The 19,606-nt window shown below is 62.1% G+C and carries 13 protein-coding genes and 1 riboswitch; of the genes, 5 read left to right on the plus strand and 8 right to left on the minus strand.

What is annotated here, in order from left to right:
• Positions 1–30: 30 nt before the first annotated feature.
• The 4 genes from BLJAPNOD_RS19135 to BLJAPNOD_RS19150 form a co-directional block, all read right to left on the minus strand.
• The gene (locus tag BLJAPNOD_RS19135) at positions 31–2,247 is read right to left on the minus strand and encodes a methyl-accepting chemotaxis protein (protein WP_244610971.1); all 2,217 of its coding nucleotides are present in this window, start codon (positions 2,245–2,247) and stop codon (positions 31–33) included.
• A gap of 342 nt (positions 2,248–2,589) precedes the next feature.
• On the minus strand, positions 2,590–4,668 hold the full coding sequence (gene mcpU / locus BLJAPNOD_RS19140; RefSeq protein ID WP_244611025.1) for a methyl-accepting chemotaxis protein McpU: 2,079 nt from the start codon (positions 4,666–4,668) through the stop codon (positions 2,590–2,592).
• Between the two features lie 362 nt (positions 4,669–5,030).
• On the minus strand, positions 5,031–5,783 hold the full coding sequence (locus BLJAPNOD_RS19145; protein WP_115420817.1) for a crotonase/enoyl-CoA hydratase family protein: 753 nt from the start codon (positions 5,781–5,783) through the stop codon (positions 5,031–5,033).
• An 11-nt stretch (positions 5,784–5,794) separates the two neighbouring features.
• Positions 5,795–7,576, minus strand: a complete 1,782-nt coding sequence (locus BLJAPNOD_RS19150; RefSeq protein WP_115420818.1) for an acyl-CoA dehydrogenase — start codon at positions 7,574–7,576, stop codon at positions 5,795–5,797.
• Between the two features lie 197 nt (positions 7,577–7,773).
• Between BLJAPNOD_RS19150 and BLJAPNOD_RS19155 the strand changes: the two genes are divergently transcribed.
• Complete coding sequence (locus tag BLJAPNOD_RS19155; RefSeq protein ID WP_077498086.1) at positions 7,774–8,763, plus strand: transporter; 990 nt, start codon at positions 7,774–7,776, stop codon at positions 8,761–8,763.
• A 66-nt stretch (positions 8,764–8,829) separates the two neighbouring features.
• Here the strand turns inward: BLJAPNOD_RS19155 and BLJAPNOD_RS19160 are convergent, their stop codons facing one another.
• Positions 8,830–9,261: a BA14K family protein gene (locus BLJAPNOD_RS19160; RefSeq protein ID WP_171986761.1), complete on the minus strand. Its 432-nt coding sequence runs from the start codon at positions 9,259–9,261 to the stop codon at positions 8,830–8,832.
• A 417-nt stretch (positions 9,262–9,678) separates the two neighbouring features.
• On the opposite strand from BLJAPNOD_RS19160, the gene BLJAPNOD_RS19165 reads away from it, so the two are divergent.
• Positions 9,679–10,743, plus strand: coding sequence for a GH25 family lysozyme (locus BLJAPNOD_RS19165; RefSeq protein WP_199565965.1), 1,065 nt, complete (start codon positions 9,679–9,681; stop codon positions 10,741–10,743).
• 48 nt (positions 10,744–10,791) lie between these two features.
• Here BLJAPNOD_RS19165 and BLJAPNOD_RS19170 read toward each other — a convergent pair whose 3' ends face one another.
• Positions 10,792–11,889 carry a hybrid-cluster NAD(P)-dependent oxidoreductase gene (locus tag BLJAPNOD_RS19170; protein ID WP_115420819.1) on the minus strand — a complete coding sequence of 366 codons (1,098 nt, stop codon included), beginning with the start codon at positions 11,887–11,889 and terminating at the stop codon, positions 10,792–10,794.
• A gap of 1 nt (position 11,890) precedes the next feature.
• Positions 11,891–13,135 carry an aromatic ring-hydroxylating dioxygenase subunit alpha gene (locus tag BLJAPNOD_RS19175; protein WP_115420820.1) on the minus strand — a complete coding sequence of 415 codons (1,245 nt, stop codon included), beginning with the start codon at positions 13,133–13,135 and terminating at the stop codon, positions 11,891–11,893.
• Between the two features lie 105 nt (positions 13,136–13,240).
• Positions 13,241–13,443: riboswitch (cobalamin riboswitch) on the minus strand.
• A gap of 316 nt (positions 13,444–13,759) precedes the next feature.
• On the opposite strand from BLJAPNOD_RS19175, the gene BLJAPNOD_RS19180 reads away from it, so the two are divergent.
• From BLJAPNOD_RS19180 to BLJAPNOD_RS19190, 3 genes are all read left to right on the plus strand, one after another.
• The gene (locus BLJAPNOD_RS19180) at positions 13,760–14,359 is read left to right on the plus strand and encodes a DUF6656 family protein (protein ID WP_115420821.1); all 600 of its coding nucleotides are present in this window, start codon (positions 13,760–13,762) and stop codon (positions 14,357–14,359) included.
• Between the two features lie 86 nt (positions 14,360–14,445).
• Positions 14,446–15,420, plus strand: a complete 975-nt coding sequence (locus BLJAPNOD_RS19185) for an L-threonylcarbamoyladenylate synthase (RefSeq protein WP_115420822.1) — start codon at positions 14,446–14,448, stop codon at positions 15,418–15,420.
• 44 nt (positions 15,421–15,464) lie between these two features.
• A complete protein-coding gene (locus tag BLJAPNOD_RS19190) occupies positions 15,465–16,898 on the plus strand; it encodes an FAD-binding oxidoreductase (protein WP_115420823.1) in 1,434 nt (477 codons plus the stop codon).
• An 11-nt stretch (positions 16,899–16,909) separates the two neighbouring features.
• Here the strand turns inward: BLJAPNOD_RS19190 and BLJAPNOD_RS19195 are convergent, their stop codons facing one another.
• A complete protein-coding gene (locus BLJAPNOD_RS19195; protein ID WP_115420824.1) occupies positions 16,910–19,360 on the minus strand; it encodes a DUF1217 domain-containing protein in 2,451 nt (816 codons plus the stop codon).
• Positions 19,361–19,606: the final 246 nt, after the last annotated feature.

Genomic DNA, 19,606 nt, shown 5'->3' on the forward strand with positions numbered 1-19,606 from the left:
TTTCTCGTCATTCAGATCGTCGTGTCAGACTTAAGCCGCCCGCCGACGGGACGTCGGTGCCGACGTATAGGCGGCCTGAGTATTGCCAAGATTGAATTGGGCGAGAAGCGCATTGAGCGAGGCGGCTTCCGAGGCAAGACCATGGCTTGCCGCCGTCTGCTCTTCCACCATCGCCGCGTTCTGCTGCGTGCCCTGGTCCATGGTGTTGACCGCCGTGTTGATCTCCTGAAGACCCGTCGACTGTTCGCGTGTCGCAGTGACTATCGCGCTTACATGCTTGTTGATCTCCTGGACCTCAGCAACAATCGTCTCCAAGGCCTTGCCGGTATCGCCGACCAGCGTCACGCCGTTGCGCACCTGGTTGCCCGAGGTGGTGATCAGCGCCTTGATCTCCTTGGCGGCATTGGCCGAACGCTGGGCAAGCTCGCGCACTTCCTGAGCGACGACGGCAAAGCCCTTGCCGGCTTCCCCTGCCCGCGCCGCCTCGACGCCGGCATTCAGCGCCAGAAGGTTGGTCTGGAAGGCGATGTCGTCGATGACGCCGATGATGTTGGAGATTTCGCCCGAGGACTTCTCGATCGCATGCATCGCCACGACGGCGTTGGCAACGACTTCGCCGGATTTCTCGGCACCGGCACGGGTGCGGGCGACCAGCGCGCCGACTTCCTCGGCGCGGCGGGCTGAATCCTTGACCGTGGTGGTGATCTCTTCAAGTGCTGCTGCCGTCTCTTCGACGGAGGCTGCCTGCTGCTCGGTGCGGCGGGCCAGATCGTCGGCCGCCGAGCGGATTTCCGTCGCGCCGGCATCGATGCCACGGGCATTGGCGCCGACGGCGCAGAGCGTGTCGTGCAGCTTGGCAACCGAGTTGTTGAAATCGGCGCGCAGGCGATCGAGACGATCGGCAAACGGATTGTCGATGCGGTAGGCGAGATCGCCGTCCGCCAAACGGCCGAGACCGGTTGCCAGACCATCGACGGCCTGCTGCACTTCGGCTGCGTCCCGGGCGTCGCGGGCCTGACGGTCCAGACGCTCACGCTCCGACAGCGAACGGTTCGCATCCGCCTCGTCTTCGAGCTTGAGCTTGGCGATGGTCGCATCGCGCAAGACCCGAAGCGAGCGGGCGAGATCACCGATCTCGTCCTTGCGTTCAGCTTCCGACAGATCGACATCGGTCTTGCCGGCTGCGATTTCACCGGTGACGCCGATGACCGCTGCAACGCGCTTGCGGAAGCGGGTGGCGAGCGTCCAGCCGACCAGGATCATGATCAGCGCCGCAACCGCGATGACCGCGACGGAGATCATTGCAAGCTGCGAGAGACCGGCAAACACGGTCGCCTGCGGTACGGAGACAACGACATACCAGGTCGTATCCGGCAGAAGCTTGACCGGTACGGCAACGGCGATATGCACAGAGCCATCCGTATGCGTGAGTTCGAGCGCGTGCTCGGTCTTGCCCAGAAGCTGCCCCCAGCCGCCGGCATCGAGCCCGTTGTCCTTCAGCGATTTACCGAGGAATTTCTCGTCGGGATGGCTGATGATGCTGCCACCCTGGCTGACCAGCGAAACGAAACCGGTACCGAACGGCGCCAGCTTGCCAAGCTCCTTGGAAAGCTGGCCAAGAGCCATGTCGACGCCATCGACGCCGACAAAGGCGTTGTCGAGCTTCAGCGGCACCATGATCGACGTCATCAGCACGTCCTGGCCGTTGATCTTGTAGAAGTAGGGCTCGGTGATCATGTCACGGCCGGTCTTCTTGGGAACCTGATAGTAGTCGCCCGCGCCCGGCTTGTCGTAGTCGATCAGCGCCTCGTGAACGATCTGGTCGCCGGAGCGCGCGATGTAGGGGATAAAGCGACCGCTGGCGTCATGGCCCGGCTTGCCGACATAATCCGCGTCCTTGCCGTCGAAGGCGTTTGGCTCCCAAGCGGTGCTGAGGCCGACGGCCAGAGGATTGTCACCGATCAGCGTTTTCAGCAACGCGACCGTGCCTTCGCGAGATGTGGTGCCACTGTCCTTCATGGCATAGAGAGCGGAGCGCATGTTGTTGGCGAGCGTCTTCGTCTCTGCGAACCTCGCCTCGACATTGGCAGCGCTTGCATAGGCGGCGTTGGTCATCTCCGCGATGCTGCGCTCTTTCAGCTGCTGGTAGGATAGCCAGAACACGATGGCAGCCGTGACCATACAGGTCAAAAGGCCAGTCATTACGATGGCAAACATGTTGCGTGCGGTCGCAGTCTTAAGAATCACCGTTCGTCTCCCTTCGCGCGATCGCTTGAAAAGCGGATCACGAGCAAAACTTCGAACGCGTGATGGAAAGGCCAAAACACGCGCAGCGTGAGGCAGGTGTCTGGAACACAGCGCGGCGGTCCTGAGGCGACCTTTTCGGGAGATGGACCCGATCGGCGGATGTGCGGTGCGAAGTCATTTCGCAGCAATCGGACGGTAGGCCTCGACACTTTATCAAAGCGTAAAAAAGGAGAGTTCGAACAACGAATTACGGTTCCCGCGCTGGATTTTCGCGAGGCGGCGTCGAAACGCAAAGACCCGGGGTTGTGCCCCGGGTCTCATTTCGCATCTAAGGTGTTTTATTTATGCAGCGCGGCGGCGCGGTACTGCGGCCGGAGCATAGGCGGCCTGAGTATTGCCGAGATTGAACTGGGCGAGAAGCGCATTGAGCGAGGCGGCTTCCGAGGCAAGACCATGGCTTGCCGCCGTCTGCTCTTCCACCATCGCCGCGTTCTGCTGCGTGCCCTGGTCCATGGTGTTGACCGCCGTGTTGATCTCCTGAAGACCCGTCGACTGTTCGCGTGTCGCAGTGACTATCGCGCTTACATGCTTGTTGATCTCCTGGACCTCAGCAACAATCGTCTCCAAGGCCTTGCCGGTATCGCCGACCAGCGTCACGCCGTTGCGCACCTGGTTGCCCGAGGTGGTGATCAGCGCCTTGATCTCCTTGGCGGCATTGGCCGAACGCTGGGCAAGCTCGCGCACTTCCTGAGCGACGACGGCAAAGCCCTTGCCGGCTTCCCCTGCCCGCGCCGCCTCGACGCCGGCATTCAGCGCCAGAAGGTTGGTCTGGAAGGCGATGTCGTCGATGACGCCGATGATGTTGGAGATTTCGCCCGAGGACTTCTCGATCGCATGCATCGCCACGACGGCGTTGGCAACGACTTCGCCGGATTTCTCGGCACCGGCACGGGTGCGGGCGACCAGCGCGCCGACTTCCTCGGCGCGGCGGGCTGAATCCTTGACCGTGGTGGTGATCTCTTCAAGTGCTGCTGCCGTCTCTTCGACGGAGGCTGCCTGCTGCTCGGTGCGGCGGGCCAGATCGTCGGCCGCCGAGCGGATTTCCGTCGCGCCGGCATCGATGCCACGGGCATTGGCGCCGACGGCGCAGAGCGTGTCGTGCAGCTTGGCAACCGAGTTGTTGAAATCGGCGCGCAGGCGATCGAGACGATCGGCAAACGGATTGTCGATGCGGTAGGCGAGATCGCCGTCCGCCAAACGGCCGAGACCGGTTGCCAGACCATCGACGGCCTGCTGCACTTCGGCTGCGTCCCGGGCGTCGCGGGCCTGACGGTCCAGACGCTCACGCTCCGACAGCGAACGGTTCGCATCCGCCTCGTCTTCGAGACGGGCACGCTCGACCGCATTGCCGCGGAAGACGGCAACCGCGGCGGCCATCGAGCCAATCTGGTCGCGGCGATCTTCGCCAGGGATTTCAACATTGAGATTGCCGGCCGCAAGCTTCTCCATCGCGCCGGTCATGTCGGTGACGGGGCGGATGACCAGACGGTTGAGGAAGGTTGCGAGGAAGACGAGCATAACGCCGACAGCCAGAATGGTTGCGACGGTGGCGGCAATGCGGAACTGATCGATGGCGGAATAGGCGACATCGGCATCGATGACGAAGCCGACGTACCACTCGACCGAGGGCAGCCCCTGCACCGGCACGAAGCTGACGATCATCGGCTTGCCGTCGAGTTCGGTGTTCATGATGCCGGAGCTGATCGTCGGTGTGTCGATCGGGAAGGCATCAGAAAGCGTCTTGGTGACGAGCTTGGAATCCGGGTGGACGAGGATCTGGCCGTCCTTGCTGGCGAGGAAGGCGAAGCCTTCACCACCGACGTCGATGCCCTTGACCATCGAGACCAGCGTTTCGAGCGAGAAGTCGCTGCCCGTGACACCGTAAAGCTTGCCGTCGCGCTTGACCGGAACGGCAGCGCTGATGATGAGGTCGCCGGTCGAGGCGTCGACATAGGGCTCGGTGAGGACGCGCGCGTCGGCCTTGACCGCCTGCTGGTACCACGGGCGCTGGCGCGGGTCGTAGCCTGCCGGCATCGGATTATCGGGCCAGGTGATGAACTTTCCGGCCTCGTTGCCGACATAGGTCGAGATGAACTCGTTGGTCAGCACGTCATTCTTGAGGATCGGCTGGACGCCGTTGTCATCTGCCGTCCGACCGGCGGCATCGGCCACCATGGCCGTCAGCGTGACGCGGCCATTCAGCCATTTGGCGACGCTCTGGGCTGCCTGCACACCGGAAGACGAGATGTTTTCCTCGACCGCCTTGGTGGTGGTGTCGTATTGAAGGCTGTCGATATAGACGGAAAAGCCGGCAAAGGCGGTGACAACGACACAGGACGCGGCAACAAGAATACGCGTCATGAGGTTCGATCGGTTGGACAAGATGGGCTCCTAACAGGGGCCGGCGCACTTCGCCGGACATGAGCTCTCGATGATTTTCACGCGCAGCATCGCTCAGCCGCCGGAATGGCGGTCGGTCAAGCCTCGGGAAAACGTTGAACATGCCAAAAAAGGCTGGGCCGGCCATGCTTCATGCGGCCGGGGCCCCCCAAATGAGGGTAGGCCTATCGCGCCGCACGCTAGCGATCGCTATTTAAGAAGCGATTAAAATTGGCATATGCGAGTTCGGGATGCCGGCAGCAACGCGATCTTCACAATGGGGCGGCTAATCTGCAGTCCCCGTCTTTGCATTTCAGGCTTTGAAGATGACGCCTGGCAAAGACTTAGCGGCGCATGAAAGCTTCGAAAGCCGCCCTTGCCTCGGCGCTTTTCAGCTGCGCTGCAAAGTGCTTTGCCTCTTCGTCGATGCGCGTGAGAACGTCACTGCGATCACCGCGAACGAGATCGCGGGCGATGCGGAGCGCCTCCGGCGGCTTCTTGGCAAGGCGGGCGGCGAGCGACAGCGTCTCGTCTTTAACCGCATCTTGGCCGACGATCTTCCAGATGAGGCCGGCCTCGAGCGCATCGCGCGCCTCCAGCGGCTCGCCGGCGGCAAGCAGGGCGAAGGCGCGCTGATGCCCCATGATGCGCGGGGCGATCAGGCTCGAAGCCGCTTCCGGCACCAGGGCCAGATCGACGAAGGGCGTCTTGAACACCGAGCGGGCGGAAGAGATCGTCAGATCGCAATGCAGATGGATCGTCGTGCCGATGCCGATCGCAAGCCCGTCGACACCCGAGACCACCGGCTTGGCGGCGCTCGCGAGAGCCTTGAGAAAATCGATGACCTCCGTGCCCATGGTGCCGCCCATGGCGAACGCCAGGAAGTCGGCCATGTCGTTGCCGGCGGAAAAGCATCCGTCCGTGCCGAGAAACGCGGTCACGCGAACCGCCGGGTCACTGCCGGCGACCGTCAGGGCATTGGTCATCTTCGCGTACATGTCGCGCGTGATGGCATTCTTCTTTTCCGGCCGGTTGAGGCGGATGACCTGCACGCCCGGATAGGCCTCCGGACGCTCGACAAGAACCTGGTCGGTCATGATCTTTCCCCTCAACCCAAGACGGCGCGCGCAGCAGCGAGGCTGTCGGCACCGGTAACGACAAGATCCTTCAAGGCGGAGGTTTCCGCCAGCATGTTTTCCGCGGCGAACCTGCTGAGCGCGATGCGCTGCTCATCCTTGCCATCGGACGCCTCGGCGAGACCGCCCTTGGCGAGATAAGCGCCGGTCAAGGTGAGGCCAAAGAGGCGTTGATAGGCGGTCGCACCCGCGAGCGCCTCGGAGAGCTGGCCGGCAGATACGGCCGCAAGCAGCCATTCCGTCGCATCGGAAAGAGCGTCGAGCGCCGCATCGAGCCGCGATGCCGTTTCACCGAAACCTTCGCGGTTGGAGGCGCGGACTGCCGCAGCGATCTCGCGCAGCTCGGCGATGAAGCCGCGCACATGCGCGCCGCCCGAAAGCGGCAGCTTGCGGGTCACGAGATCGATCGCCTGAATGCCGTTGGTGCCCTCGTAGATCGGGGCGATGCGGGCATCGCGCAGATAACGGGCAGCCCCGGTCTCCTCGATGAAGCCCATGCCGCCGTGAACCTGGATGCCGAGCGAGGCGACATCGACGCCGGCGTCGGTGGCGAAGGACTTGGCGATCGGCGTCAGCAGGCTGGAGCGCTCCTGCCAATAGCTGGCCTTTTCGCCGGCTGCCGCATGGCCCATGTCGACCGCGTGGGCGCAGGCATAGGCAATGGCGCGCGACCCTTGCGTCAGAGCCTTCATCGTCAAGAGCATGCGGGCAACGTCCGGGTGCTCGATGATCGGGCTCATGCCCTGGCCGGACCAGCCGGGCGCCTTGCCCTGGGTGCGCTCCTTGGCAAAGGCGATCGCCTTCTGGGTTGCCACATCGGCAATGGCCACGCCCTGCATGCCGACGGCAAGACGGGCGTTGTTCATCATCGTGAACATGCAGGCAAGGCCACGGTTTTCCTCGCCGATGAGATAGCCGACAGCCCCCTTCTCAGGCCCGAACTTGCCGTCGCCATAGATCATGGTGCAGGTCGGCGAGCCGTGGATACCGAGCTTGTGCTCCAGCGAATGGCAGAACAGATCGTTGCGCTCGCCGAGCGAACCGTCCGCATTCACCAGGAATTTCGGCACCAGGAACAGCGAAATACCCCTGGTGCCCGCAGGCGCATCCGGCAACCGCGCCAGCACGAGATGGATAATGTTGTCGGTAAAGTCGTGTTCACCCCAGGTAATGAAGATCTTCTGGCCGAAAATGCGATAGCTGCCGTCGTCGCGACGCTCGGCCCGGGTCTTGAGAACGCCGAGATCGGACCCCGCATGCGGTTCCGTCAGGTTCATGGTGCCGGTCCATTCGCCGGACACCATCTTCGGCAGATACGTCGCCTTCAGCGCCTCGGAGCCGTGCTTCTCAAGCGCGTCGACCGCACCCATGGTCAGCGTGGGCCCGAGCGCAAACGCCATCGAACCGGCGTTCCACATCTCCATCGCCGCGACATGCAGCATATGCGGCAGGTTCTGGCCGCCGAATTCTTCCGGCGCCGTCAGCCCGTTCCAGCCGCCGCCGATCCAGTTGTGGTAGAGATCACGCCAGCCGTCCGGTGTCTGGACCTTGCCATCGACAAGGCGCGAACCCTGTTTGTCGCCGATGTGGCCGAGCGGCGCCACTTCTTCTGTCGCGAACCGTCCGGCCTCCGACAGGATCGCATCGACGAGATCTTCGCCAAGATCGCCGAGAGCGCCGCTTTCCAGCGCGCCGGCCATGCCGGCCACGTGTTTCAAGGTGAACGCAATCTCGTCAACGGGTGCCTTGTACATGATGATCCTCCCAGATACCGGGCGCTTTCGCAGCTGCCGGCGCATCTTTGTTTGGCCGAACACTATTGATTTTTACGTAAACGTCAACGTCAATTCAAGCCACTGACTGATGGCTGCCGGTGCAGCCGGCACCGTAACAAAACTGTCATCAACGGCGCATAGAAGCCAGTCACGATGGCTCTCGCCAAGGCGTTCAAATGAACCTGATTTCCCCAGAAATACCCGGGCTCGTCTGGGCCTACCGCTTCCTGCCAGGCGAAAGCCGATGCCAGCGCATCGCCAACGATGCCTCGATCGATGGCCTGCTGAAGGGCGATGGCTGGATCTGGCTGCATCTGGCGCTGTCGGACGCGCGCACGCCAGGCCTGATCGAGCGGATCGGCAACCTGCCGCCCACCGCGGTGACGACGCTGACGAGCCACGACACCCAGGCGGCCATCACCGTGTCCGACGACGTCGTGCACGGGACACTGGTCGATTTCGAGCGCACTTTCGACGCGGTGACGAAGACCATCGGCTGGCTGCATTTCGCCGTCAGCGACAGGGTGATCATCACCACCCGACTGCATCCGCTGCGCAGCATCGACCGGGTGAAGGCCGCGGTCGAAAAGAGCACGAAATGCGCCCGGCCGATCGACCTCTTCGAGATGCTTGTGGTGGAATTCCAGCGCACGCTGATCTCGCTGGTGCTCGAACTCACCGAAGAACTGAACGTCATCGAGGACCATGTCTACGGCGAGGCCGGCCACCGGCAGCAACCGGGCCTGGCACCGTTGCGCAGGACCGTCGTTCGCCTTCACCGGCACCTGCGCACGATCCTCGCACTGCTTCGCCGCGCCGGCGCGTCGGAGGAAGACGAGGTGCCGCCCGGCTTCATCGACGTCACCGAGCGCCTTTCGGATCGGCTGGAGGCTGTCGACCGCGACGTCTTCGCACTGCAGGAGCGCGCCCGATTGTTGCATGAGGAGATCGACAGCAAGATTTCCTCGGAAACCAACCGGCACCTCTACATTCTGTCGCTGATGACCGCGTTCCTGCTGCCGCCGACGCTGGTCACCGGTTTCTTCGGCATGAACACGGGCGCCCTCCCCTTCGCCGACGGCGGCGGCACGCTCTATGCCGCACTGTTCATCGCGCTTTCCATGGGTCTTGCCTGGTGGATCCTCAGGCGGATCGGCATTCTCTGACCTTGGCCGACATGAGAAAGGCCGGACAATGGCCCGGCCTTCGTCGCTGTTCCCTCGTCTACCCACTTAGCTATACGGCGAATAGCACTGCCGGCGCGGCGCGCCATAGGGCTGGTAGGTGTTGTCGTAAGCACGGTAGGAGCGATAGCGGTCATAGCACCACTGCACGTGACGGCTGCCATAGGCAGGTGCTGGACGCTCGTAGCGCGGTGGCTGGGCAATCGCCCCGCCGATGATCACCCCTGTGCCGAAGGCCGCCATCGGGTACCACCAGCCATTGTAATAACGATAGCCCGGACGGCGATAGTTATAACCGCGATAGCCATTGTAATAATAATATCCGCCGCGACGTTCATATCCTGGCCGGCGATACTGGATCTCGGTTGCGTCACTCTGCCGTTCGACACGCGGCGGAGCCGGCATGAAAGCCTGAGACGGTGCGGCCGAAGTCATCAAGACTGCCGAAGCAATCACTGCGGCGAACCACTTGCCTGTCATTGTTCTCATATAACCCTCCATAAGAGCCATCCGCGCTTCCGGCGCCTGCGAACCACCATCACGAGTTCTGTGCGATCTCATCCCGTTTCGGCACCGCTCGCCGGCGTCGCTTGGTCGAAAGAAGCGAAATCGTCGATCAACGCCTAAGTGACGGGTTTTGTTCCATGATCCGGAACGAAAAATTGCACTTCCGCCGATGCGACGGAGCATCGTGAGAAGTTGGCTTCCCAACCATGATGGGCCCCTTGCGTTTCTGTGACGCCGCAGACAGGGCAATGGCCGGGCGAAATGACGGCAATAGTAGGCGTCCCTGATATACAGCCACAAGTCTCTATACATTCGCCACAGTCTCAAGCACAGTCGGCTCGGGGACTGGGATTTACGATCCATTAACTGTAGAGTCGGCAATCTCACTGAATGGCAAAGCGGCATATTTCCACGGTACGGATGATTCTGCGCCTCGCGACCCTTCTGGGTCTGGCTTTCGCGGCGACGAACGTACGCGCCGGCGAGTTGGAGCCCTGGAAGACGAAATCAAACGCCATCATCGTCGATGCCTATGAGATGAACAGCATCGACTGGGAGGTCATGCTCGCCGACAAGCGCATTTCCGGCTTCATCGCCAAGGCCTCCGACGGCCTGCCGGAGAGTTTCTCTTGCACCGGCGATCATGGCGGCGACACGGTCGCCCATTGCAGGACGATGTGGCGCAAGTACGCCGTCAGCCGCGAGCTCTATCAGACTCGGCGGATGATCGCCCGCTCCCATGGGCTGCTGTGGGGTGCCTACCATCTCGCCCGCCCCGGCAACCCGGTCGATCAGGCCAACCATTTCCTCGATTATGCGGAGCCACGCGACGACGAGCTGATGGTGCTCGATATCGAAGGCATCGACCCCGACAAATACATGTCGCTCGAGGATGCGGCGATCTTTGCCGGGCATATCAAGACCCGCACCGGCCGCTACCCGATGCTTTATACCAACCACGTCACGGCGAAATACATTGCCGCCAACCGTGCCAAACATCGGCTGCTCTCACGTCTGCCGCTCTGGTATGCCCGCTACAAGCCCGATATCCGCAATGTCTTTCCGATAGGCAACTGGGACAGCTATGCACTGTGGCAATTCTCGTCGGGGATCAATTGCGGCAAACGCCGCTGTCCCTATCGGGTGCCTGGCACGCTCGACGATATCGACGTCAATGTCGCCGCGATGACCAGTGCCAGCCTGCGATCGGTCTGGGCGGGCGGCGACCTCTTGCCGGAAAAACCGATGCCACTCGTTCTCATGGCCAAAGCCGATGACGGGGCCGGCGTATTGAGCGCGGCCCGGGCAATGGCGACGATCGAGGAGCCCCTGCTCATCAGCCGCGCGCAAGCCGTAAGCGCCGCCGGCGAAGGCGTCGACATGATGGCGACCGGATCGATCGATTTCGGCCGGCACGACCGCGCGGTGCGGCTCGCGGCCGCGGCCAGCCGCTGACAGGGCCGATCGCGGGAAGAACATCCTCCCCGCGACCATCAGGTGGCTTCAGGCTTCGATCTGCACGTCTCCCAGCGGGCGCGAGCAGCAGGCGAGGATGTAGCCCTCATCGATTTCGTCATCGAGAATGCCACCATTGTGGTTCATCTCGACGTCGCCGGCGACCTTCATTACCCGGCAGGTGCCGCAGATGCCGCCTTCGCAAGCAGCCCCGATCCGCACACCGTTGGCTCGTGCCGCTTGCAGGATCGTCTGGCCGGGCTTGGCCTCGATCTCCTTGCCGCTCATGGTGAACACCACCTTGGCGCCTTGAGCGTCGGCGTCGCTTGTCGCCCCTGCCCTGACGGCGATCTCCTCGGCGGCCGGTGCTGCGGCCGGCTGGAAGCTTTCCTCGTGGTAGCGGCTCATGTCGAAACCGGCCGCCGTCAAAAGCTCGCGCACGCCGCGCATGAACGGCTCGGGGCCGCAGCAGAACACCGTGCGCTCCATGAAGTCGGGCGCGAGCAGCGGCAGCTTGGCGCCATCGATGCGGCCGCGCAGCCCGTGCCAGCCATGCCGGGCCTCATGCCCCTCGACCACGAAGCCGAGGTTCAGCCCCGACATCTGCCGCGCCAGCACTTCGAGTTCCGAGCGGAAGAGAAGATCGTCCGGCCGGCGCGCGCAGGAAATGAAGGTGACGTCGGTCTCCGGAATGCAGTCCGCCATCCACCGCGTCATCGACATCATCGGCGTGACGCCGGAGCCTGCCGAGATGAACAGGTATTTTTCGCCGGGATGGCGCACGAAGCTGAAATCGCCGAGCGGGCCGAAGGCCTTCAGCCGCATGCCGGGCTTCAGGTGATCGAACATCCAGCGCGTGCCGATGCTGTCGGCCTGCGCCTTGACGGTGACGGCGATCGACAGAGGGCGCGACGGCGTCGACGACAGCGTGTAGGTGCGCATCACCGGCTCGTCGTCGGTAACCGGCAGTTCGAGCGTGACGAACTGCCCGGGCAGATAGCGAAACCAGGCCGGCCTCTCGGGCCGGAAGGTAAAGGTCATCACATCAGCGGTCTCGACGACCGCGGATATGCATTCGAGCATGTTCTGCCTGTCAATCCAGACATGGAGTTCATCGAAGTGATGGAAAGAGGATGCCATCTGCATGTCAGGCAACCCGGAAGAGCGGAGCGGCTTCGCCCTGCAGGCGCTGCTCCATGAACTTGCAGTACCATTCGACGAACTGCATCACGCCGCCTTCGTGATCGGGCGAATAAGGCCCCGGCTGGTAGGCCGGCGAGCGGATACCGAAGGCGTTTTCCTCGACGATCTGGCGATCCTGATCGTTGGTCTCCGTCCAGACGTGCGTCAGTTCTTCCAGATTGTAGTCGACGCCCTCAACGGCATCCTTGTTGACCAGCCACTTGGTCGTCACCTGCGTCAGCTCGGGCCCGAGCGGCAGAACGCGGAAGGTGATGGCATGATCGGCCAGCACATGGTTCCAGGTCGACGGATAATGGAACAGGAGCAGCGTGCCGATATGCTTCTGGCTGACATCTGCCGATAGTTGCCGCCGCACGGCGCGAGCGCCGGACATGGTGTAGCTCTCGGCGTCGTCGATCAGCGGCATGCGCGCTGAGCGGAACTGGCCGGTTGCGGACATGCGGAACTCGCTCGGAAGCCCTGCCGCTTCGCATTTTGCCCAGTGGGCGGCAATGACCGGATCATCCTTGGCGCCTTGCACGCCGGTCGCCGTCGGGGCTTCCGGATAGGTGCGGCAAAGCTCGGGGTGGTTGGCGGCACAATGGTAGCACTCGCGGTTGTTTTCCCAGACGAGCTTCCAGTTGCCCTTCTCGATGATGGTGCTTTCGAACGCGACCTTGGTTTCGCCGAGCCGGTGTGGTGCCAGATAGGGCGCGACCATGTCGCGGAACGGGGCAAAATCCATCGGCTGTTCGGACAGGTTGATGAAGATGTAGCCGCCGACCGTTTCGCAGTGGATCGGCTTCAGGCTGTGGGCGGCCTTGTCGAAATCCTCGCCCATCTGACGGGCAAAAAGCAACGTGCCGTCGAGCTCGTAGGTCCACTGATGGTAGGGACAGACGAGCTTGGCCGATGAGCCCTTGTGCTGCGAGCAGACGCGCGAACCGCGGTGGCGGCAGGAATTGTGCAGCGCGCGGATCGTGCCCTGCCGGTCGCGGACGATGACAACGGGGTAATCGCCGACCTGGGCGGTGAAATAGTTGCCGGCGCGCGGGACCTCGCAGTCGTGGCCGATGAACAGCCAGTCCTTGTACCAGATGCTTTCGAGATCCTGCCTGTAGTAGTCCGGGTCGATGTAGAAGGCCCGGTCGAGGCTGTAGCCGTCGCGTCGACCTTTCAGCTTGCGGAGCATATCGCCCTTGATGTCCATGTCCTGTCCTCGTTCGCCTTGTTTCGGAGAGGCAGGACTGGAACCCACGCAGGCGCATTGCCTGTGCGATGACGGCTCCGATCCGGCTGCCCGCCGCAACCCGTTACGGTCTATTCGTGTCAAGGCTGGTTTCCGGGCTCAGGAGCTGTCCGCAAGGACCAGCCCGGCGCCTTCCCGGACGAACCCGTCCAGTGGCTTTGTGCCGTGGCTTTCGCTCCACCACCGTTGCGGGGGCAGCGCCGGGATTTGACCGGCTTCCCAATTCTCCGCCTTCCCTAAAAGGCGGCACCTTGAGTAGACATATCTAATCGCGGAAGCCTTCGTCGCAGCTGCCGGTTAACGACATCGGATTCCAGAAAGACGACACAGCGCATCGCGTGTCAGAAACACCACAAGTCTGGTCATTTATCATTATAAACAACAAGATAGGCCAAAGATTGTGCAGTTGTCGATTTTTCCGGCAAGGCCGGCGCGAAAGCGCGAAGCCTTCGCCATTTTGCGACATCTATCGCGCCGTCGGCTCATCCTTCCTGCCGGGCGCAATGAAATCTTCCATTAACCATAATGCATTAGCGTCGCCTGACGGAGAAACCGGCCGAACCGGCAAACAGCGCATTGAAGTCCATGGCAAAGCTCAAATACTACGACGCCGCAGCCGAGAAGCTGCCAACGATCGCTCCCAAAGGGGCGGTCCATACCGAGTTCCTGCGCACCGGCCGCATCGAGAGGCGGCAATGGTCGCAGCGCGAACGGCGTTATCTGAGTTACGACGAGGTTGCCCAGCGCACCGGCCACAAGCTGACGACCGCCGGCGAAACGACGCACAAGCGGATGAACGGCTTCCATACCTCGATCCAGTTTCCCAAGATGATCTTCCACCGCACGCTCGCCGGCCGGCCGCATCTGGGCTATTGCCATGTGACGGCGGCGAGAACACATCTCGCCCAATCCAAGGACGTCACCTGGTCCTTCTACTTCGCCAACTTCTTCTGCGATCTCGGCGACGAAAAACACTTTTTCGAACGCATCCAGACCGGCTATTCCCGGATGTATTTCGCCGTCGCGATCGAACCCGATGCGCAGGAAGGCCAGATGACCATCAATCGCAGCGTCAGCGACAACGGGCTCTTGTTTCGCACCGACGATCCGAAGGTCGCGCTCAAGAACGTTCTGATGCTCGGCGCGCGCGACGATGCGCTGCGGCGCATCATCCGCAGCCTCTGAGCCACCGGCACGCTCCGCCTGAAGAAAATCGTTCTGTTTTCCTCGTGGCTCCTTTAAGGAGACCTCGAAAGGGAAACGGAAGCGACATGGCCGAAATCATCGATACACGGACCGAGCCGGAACGCGCGATCGAGCGCGCCTGCGCCGTGCTTGCCGAAGGCGAGCCCGTCGCCATTCCCACCGAGACGGTCTACGGCCTGGCCGCCGATGCCACCAACCCGGATGCGATCAGCCGCATTTATGAGATGAAGGGGCGCCCTCGCTTCAACCCGCTGATATCGCACGTGTCCGACATGGCGATGGCTGAAGCCCATGTGACGTTCGACCCGTTGTCGCGGCGTCTGGCTGAAGTCTTCTGGCCCGGCCCGCTGACGCTGATCCTGCCCCAGCGCACTGGCAGCACCGTGCATGCGCTCGCCTCGGCCGGTCTGGACACGCTGGGCATCCGCATGCCGGACGGTTTCTCCCGCCGCGTGATTGCCCGCTTCGGCCGACCGCTCGCCGCGCCGAGCGCCAATACGTCGGGCAAGATCAGCCCGACGAGCGCTGCCCATGTGGACGCCGATCTCGGCCCGCGCCTAAAGCTCATTCTCGACGCCGGCTCGGCCGAGATCGGACTTGAATCGACGATCATCAAGGTCGAGGACGGGACGTTGCGCCTGCTGCGCCCAGGCGGTCTCGACGTCCTCGACATCGAAAATCTGACCGGCCTTGCCGTGTCGAGACCCGAAAGTGCCGGCGCGACAATCGAGGCTCCGGGCATGCTCGCCTCGCACTACGCGCCGGGCGCTGCGGTCCGGCTCGACGCCGGCGACGTGCGCCCGGGAGAAGCTCTGATCCGCTTCGGCAACACAGCGCTCCCCGGCGAAGAGCATGCGGCGATCGTGCTCGATCTCAGCCCGGCAGGCAGCCTGCGCGAGGCAGCCGCCAATCTGTTCGACTATATGAAAAGGGCAGATGCCAGCGGTGCTGCGACCATCGCCTTCGGCCCGATCCCATCCGAAGGGTTGGGCGAAGCAATCCTTGACCGGCTGCAACGCGCGGCCGCCCCCAGAGACTGACCGAGATACTGAGCGCCGCCAGGCGCATTTGCGAAGGCAGGGCCATGACGACTACGCTCCCCTCTCCCGAACTGATCGCCTCCTTCATCGACATCGTCGGCAGCGCCAATGCGCTGACGAACCCGGCTGACCTTGCCCCCTATCTCGTCGAATCCCGCGGACTCTACAAGGGCACCACGCCCATGGTGCTTCGCCCCGGTGCGGTCGAGGAAGTGTCGCGCATCATGAAGCTTGCCAGCGCAACCCGGACGGCGATCGTTCCTCAGGGCGGCAACACCGGCCACGTGGCGGGGCAGATCCCGCGCGAGGGCAAGGCCGACATCGTCCTGTCACTGCAGAGACTGAACCGGATTCGCGACATCGACCCCGTCGGCAACGTTATCGTTGCCGATGCCGGCTGTATCCTCGCCGATATTCAGAAGGCGGCCAACGACCACGATCGGCTGTTTCCGCTGTCGCTGGGGTCGGAAGGCTCGGCCCGCATCGGCGGCAACCTTTCGACCAATGCCGGCGGCACGGCGGTGCTTGCTTATGGCAACATGCGCCAGCTTTGCCTCGGGCTTGAGGTGGTGCTGCCGACCGGCGAGGTCTGGGACGGGCTGCGGCGGCTGAAGAAGGACAATACCGGCTACGACCTGCGCGATCTTTTCATCGGCGCGGAAGGCACGCTCGGCGTGATCACCGGTGCCGTCCTCAGGATGTTTCCGAAGCCGCTTGGCCATCAGGTGGCCTTTGCCGGCGTCGGCAGCGTCGAGCATGCACTTGCCCTCTTCGGCACGGCATCAAGCCTCTGCGGGACGGCGCTCACCGGTTTCGAACTGATGCCGCGGCTCGGCGTCGAGTTCACGGCTAGGCATATTCCTGGCGTGCGCGATCCGATGCAGACGGTTCACCCCTGGTACGCGCTCATCGACATCTCCACCTCCGATTCCGCCGAAAGTGCCGAGCGCATGGTGCATGAACTGCTTGAGCAGGGCATTGTCGCCGGCCTGGTCGAAAACGCAGTGATTGCCACGAGCGAGGAACAGCGCAAGGCCCTTTGGCACATGCGCGAAAGCATGTCGCCGGCGCAGAAGCCGGAAGGCGGCTCGATCAAGCACGACGTTTCCGTTCCCGTTTCAAGCATCCCTTCCTTCATGAAGGAAGCAGACGCCGCCGTCATGCGGGCGATGCCGGGAGCGCGCATCTGCTCCTTCGGCCATATGGGCGACGGCAACATTCACTACAACATCTCGCAGCCCGTCGGCGCCGACAAACAGGCCTTTCTCGATCGCTGGCGGGAAATGAACGCCATCGTTCATGGCATCGTCGCGAAATACAACGGCTCGATCTCGGCCGAACACGGCATCGGGCAATTGAAACGCGACGAACTCGTCGAGGTTCGCTCCCCGATCGAGATCGAGCTGATGCGCCGCATCAAGCACGCCTTCGATCCGGCAGGCATCATGAACCCCGACAAGGTGTTGCGGGCGGACTGACGGCGCAGGGCTTACCGCCCGCCGGACCTCAACTGCGCAAGTGAAAACAACGCATCGGCGCTGATGCCGCCGCCGCTGCCGCCGGTGAGGATGGCGAGCCCGGGAGAGACGTCGGTATTGTTCTCGACGTCGTACAACGCGGTGAAGCGTTGGAGCAGCTTTTCAAGCTTGTCCGGATCCTGGAGATCCTTGATATCCATCGTGCGTTCGATGTAGGCGGCCTGCATCTCGATCTTGGCGCTCGCCATGCCTTCGGGCATGCTGTAGGCGGTGCGGACGACCTGCATCAACGCGTTGTCGGCGAGCAGATCGTAGGGTGTGGTGATTTCCGATGCCTTGCGCTTGAAATAGAGCGCCAGGCGAACACCGGCATTGTCCGCGCCTTCGTTCTCCTCGAGCGTCTGGTTGAGGTAAAGATCGATGGTGGTGATCAGACCGCGCCGGGTCTGTATCTGTCCGGCCTCACCGCTGACGATCTTTCCGTCCTTGTCGAAATTGAAGGCGGACACGATCTCGCGATACTTCAAGCCGTTCGGATCGGTGTTGATAAAGCTCTTGCGATCGTCGAGATCTGACGCGAACATCTGCTTGAGGTAGTCGGTCTTGACGCCCTCAGGATCGATGCCGGCGCCGATGAGCACGATATCAACGAGCCGCTTGTCCTTCAGAAAATCGTCGAGCGTCTCGACCTTCTGGATCTGCGTCGTATAGTACTTGCTTTCCTCTTCAGCCTTCGTCTTGGCGGTTTTCTTTTCTTCCTCGGTGCCAAAACGCGACTTCTCGACGATGTAGGCCTTGGCCATATTGACGATGTCGGCCTCGTTCTGCGCCAGCTTCGGCGCGCCGAGCGTGCCGTCGGGGTTGAAATTGAACGCCTTCACCAGCTTGGTGTAACGCTCGTCCCGCAGGGAATTGGCGTAGCTTGTCGGATTGTTGAGATCACTTGTCAGAATCTGCTTGAGCCTGCGCGGCGTCAGATCCTCTTTTTCAAGACCAAACGCGCTCAGCACGAACGACCGCAATTCGCTGTTGCCAATGAGATCATCGACCGTTTTCAGCGTCTTGATCTGCAGTTTGTACCGGCCGATCTTGGATTCGTCGTCTTCATCGTCAGCGTCGTTGTAATGGACCATGTAGCCGTCGGTCGTCGTCTTGGTCTGCGCCGCCGTCTGCGGCTTGGTGTCCGCCGGCAATGTGCCGTCGGGTTTGAAATTGAACGCGGCAAGCAGAGCCTTGTAGGCCTTGTTGTATTCACCACCGAACTTGTTCACGTAGCTGTTCGGATCGTTGATGTCGCTGGTGAGAATGTTCTCGATCGTCGCGCCGACGGCTGTCGCAGGCAGCCCGAAGGCCGTTCTGACATAGTTGAGCATGCGCGTATCGGCCACGAGTTCGGCCACCGTGGTGATCGAACCTATCTTCTGCTCGAAGTAATCCCTGTTGAGCACGGCGCCGGACGGCGTCAGACGCGGGCTGCTGAAGATGTAAGCCTCATTCAGCATCTTCTTTTTTTCTTCGGTGATCGCCTTGCCGCCCGCCGGCACACTGCCATCGGGCTCGAAGTTGAACGCGGCGTTCAACTGGCGATACGAATCGAGCATGCTGATCTGGCGCGTCAACAGGCCCACTTCAGTCGAAAGCTGCGAAGCCAGTGCATTCGACTGATCGCCGCGTGGCGGCAGTTTGGTGTTGAGATCGGCGACAATGGCGTTCTTGGCGTCGATCTGCGCCTGGATCGCCGGCTTGTCGGCCTCCGCAGCCGCGGCGAGCTGTGCGGTCAGCGTGCTGATGTCTTTTACGGCAGTTTCGCGCGTCTCCAGATCGGTCAGCGTCTTGGTGACTTCGGTGCGCCGCGTCTGCGCCGCGGTCTGGGAGTTGGCGAGATCCGCCGGCTCGCTGGTCAAAGCGTACCGCACCTGATCATAGGAATAGTTGCGCTTGTCGATGTTGAAGATTCCGAAGGCATAGGAACGCAAACGTTCATTTCCAAGGAATTGATCGACGTTGGTGACAAGGTCCATCGCCGCATTGAAATAGGCGTTGTCTCCTTTGAGAACAGTGTCGAGATTGGAGACACGTTCGTTGTAGAGACCGATCAGCGCGTCCTGCTGCGCCGTCGTCTGTGCGGTGGCCGACGATGTGCTGAAGTTGAACGCCTCGGCAAAGTTGCGGTAGCGCTCATCAGTCAGGCGGTTGGCAAAGCTGTCCTTATCCTTGAGATCGCTTTCGAGCACCTGGCGCATGAAGGCCTTGGCATAGGCCATATCCTCGAGGCCATACGCCTTCATGGCATAGGCATAGAGGCGATAGTCGTCGAGGAACGCGTCGACCGTTTTCACGTTGCCGATATTTTCCTTGTAGTACTGGGCCTCGCGCGCGACCAGCGGCTGGTCCGCCACGCGATTGAGACTGGTTCTCAAATCGCTCGTGATCCGGCTGTAGTTGAGATAGGTCGAAACCATGCCTGCTGCCCCGTCGCTTAACTCAAGGGGCGGGTCACACCCTCCCCCGAAACAGAATTCTGACACGGCATGATTGCACGACAGGCTTGTGTGTGGCTTTTCGCCCGGCCTCGGCAACGATACGACAAATGCCGATGACCCTGTTGACGAAACAGAAACCTTGGCCGGTCGGCTTTTGCTAACCATCGAAAAACGCAAAGTTTTCTTAACCGCGATTTTTAAGTCGGTCGGAAGGGGGGCCGCCTA

Origin of the sequence: Ensifer sp. M14, assembly GCF_003355565.1 — a bacterium.
Classification (GTDB): domain Bacteria; phylum Pseudomonadota; class Alphaproteobacteria; order Rhizobiales; family Rhizobiaceae; genus Ensifer.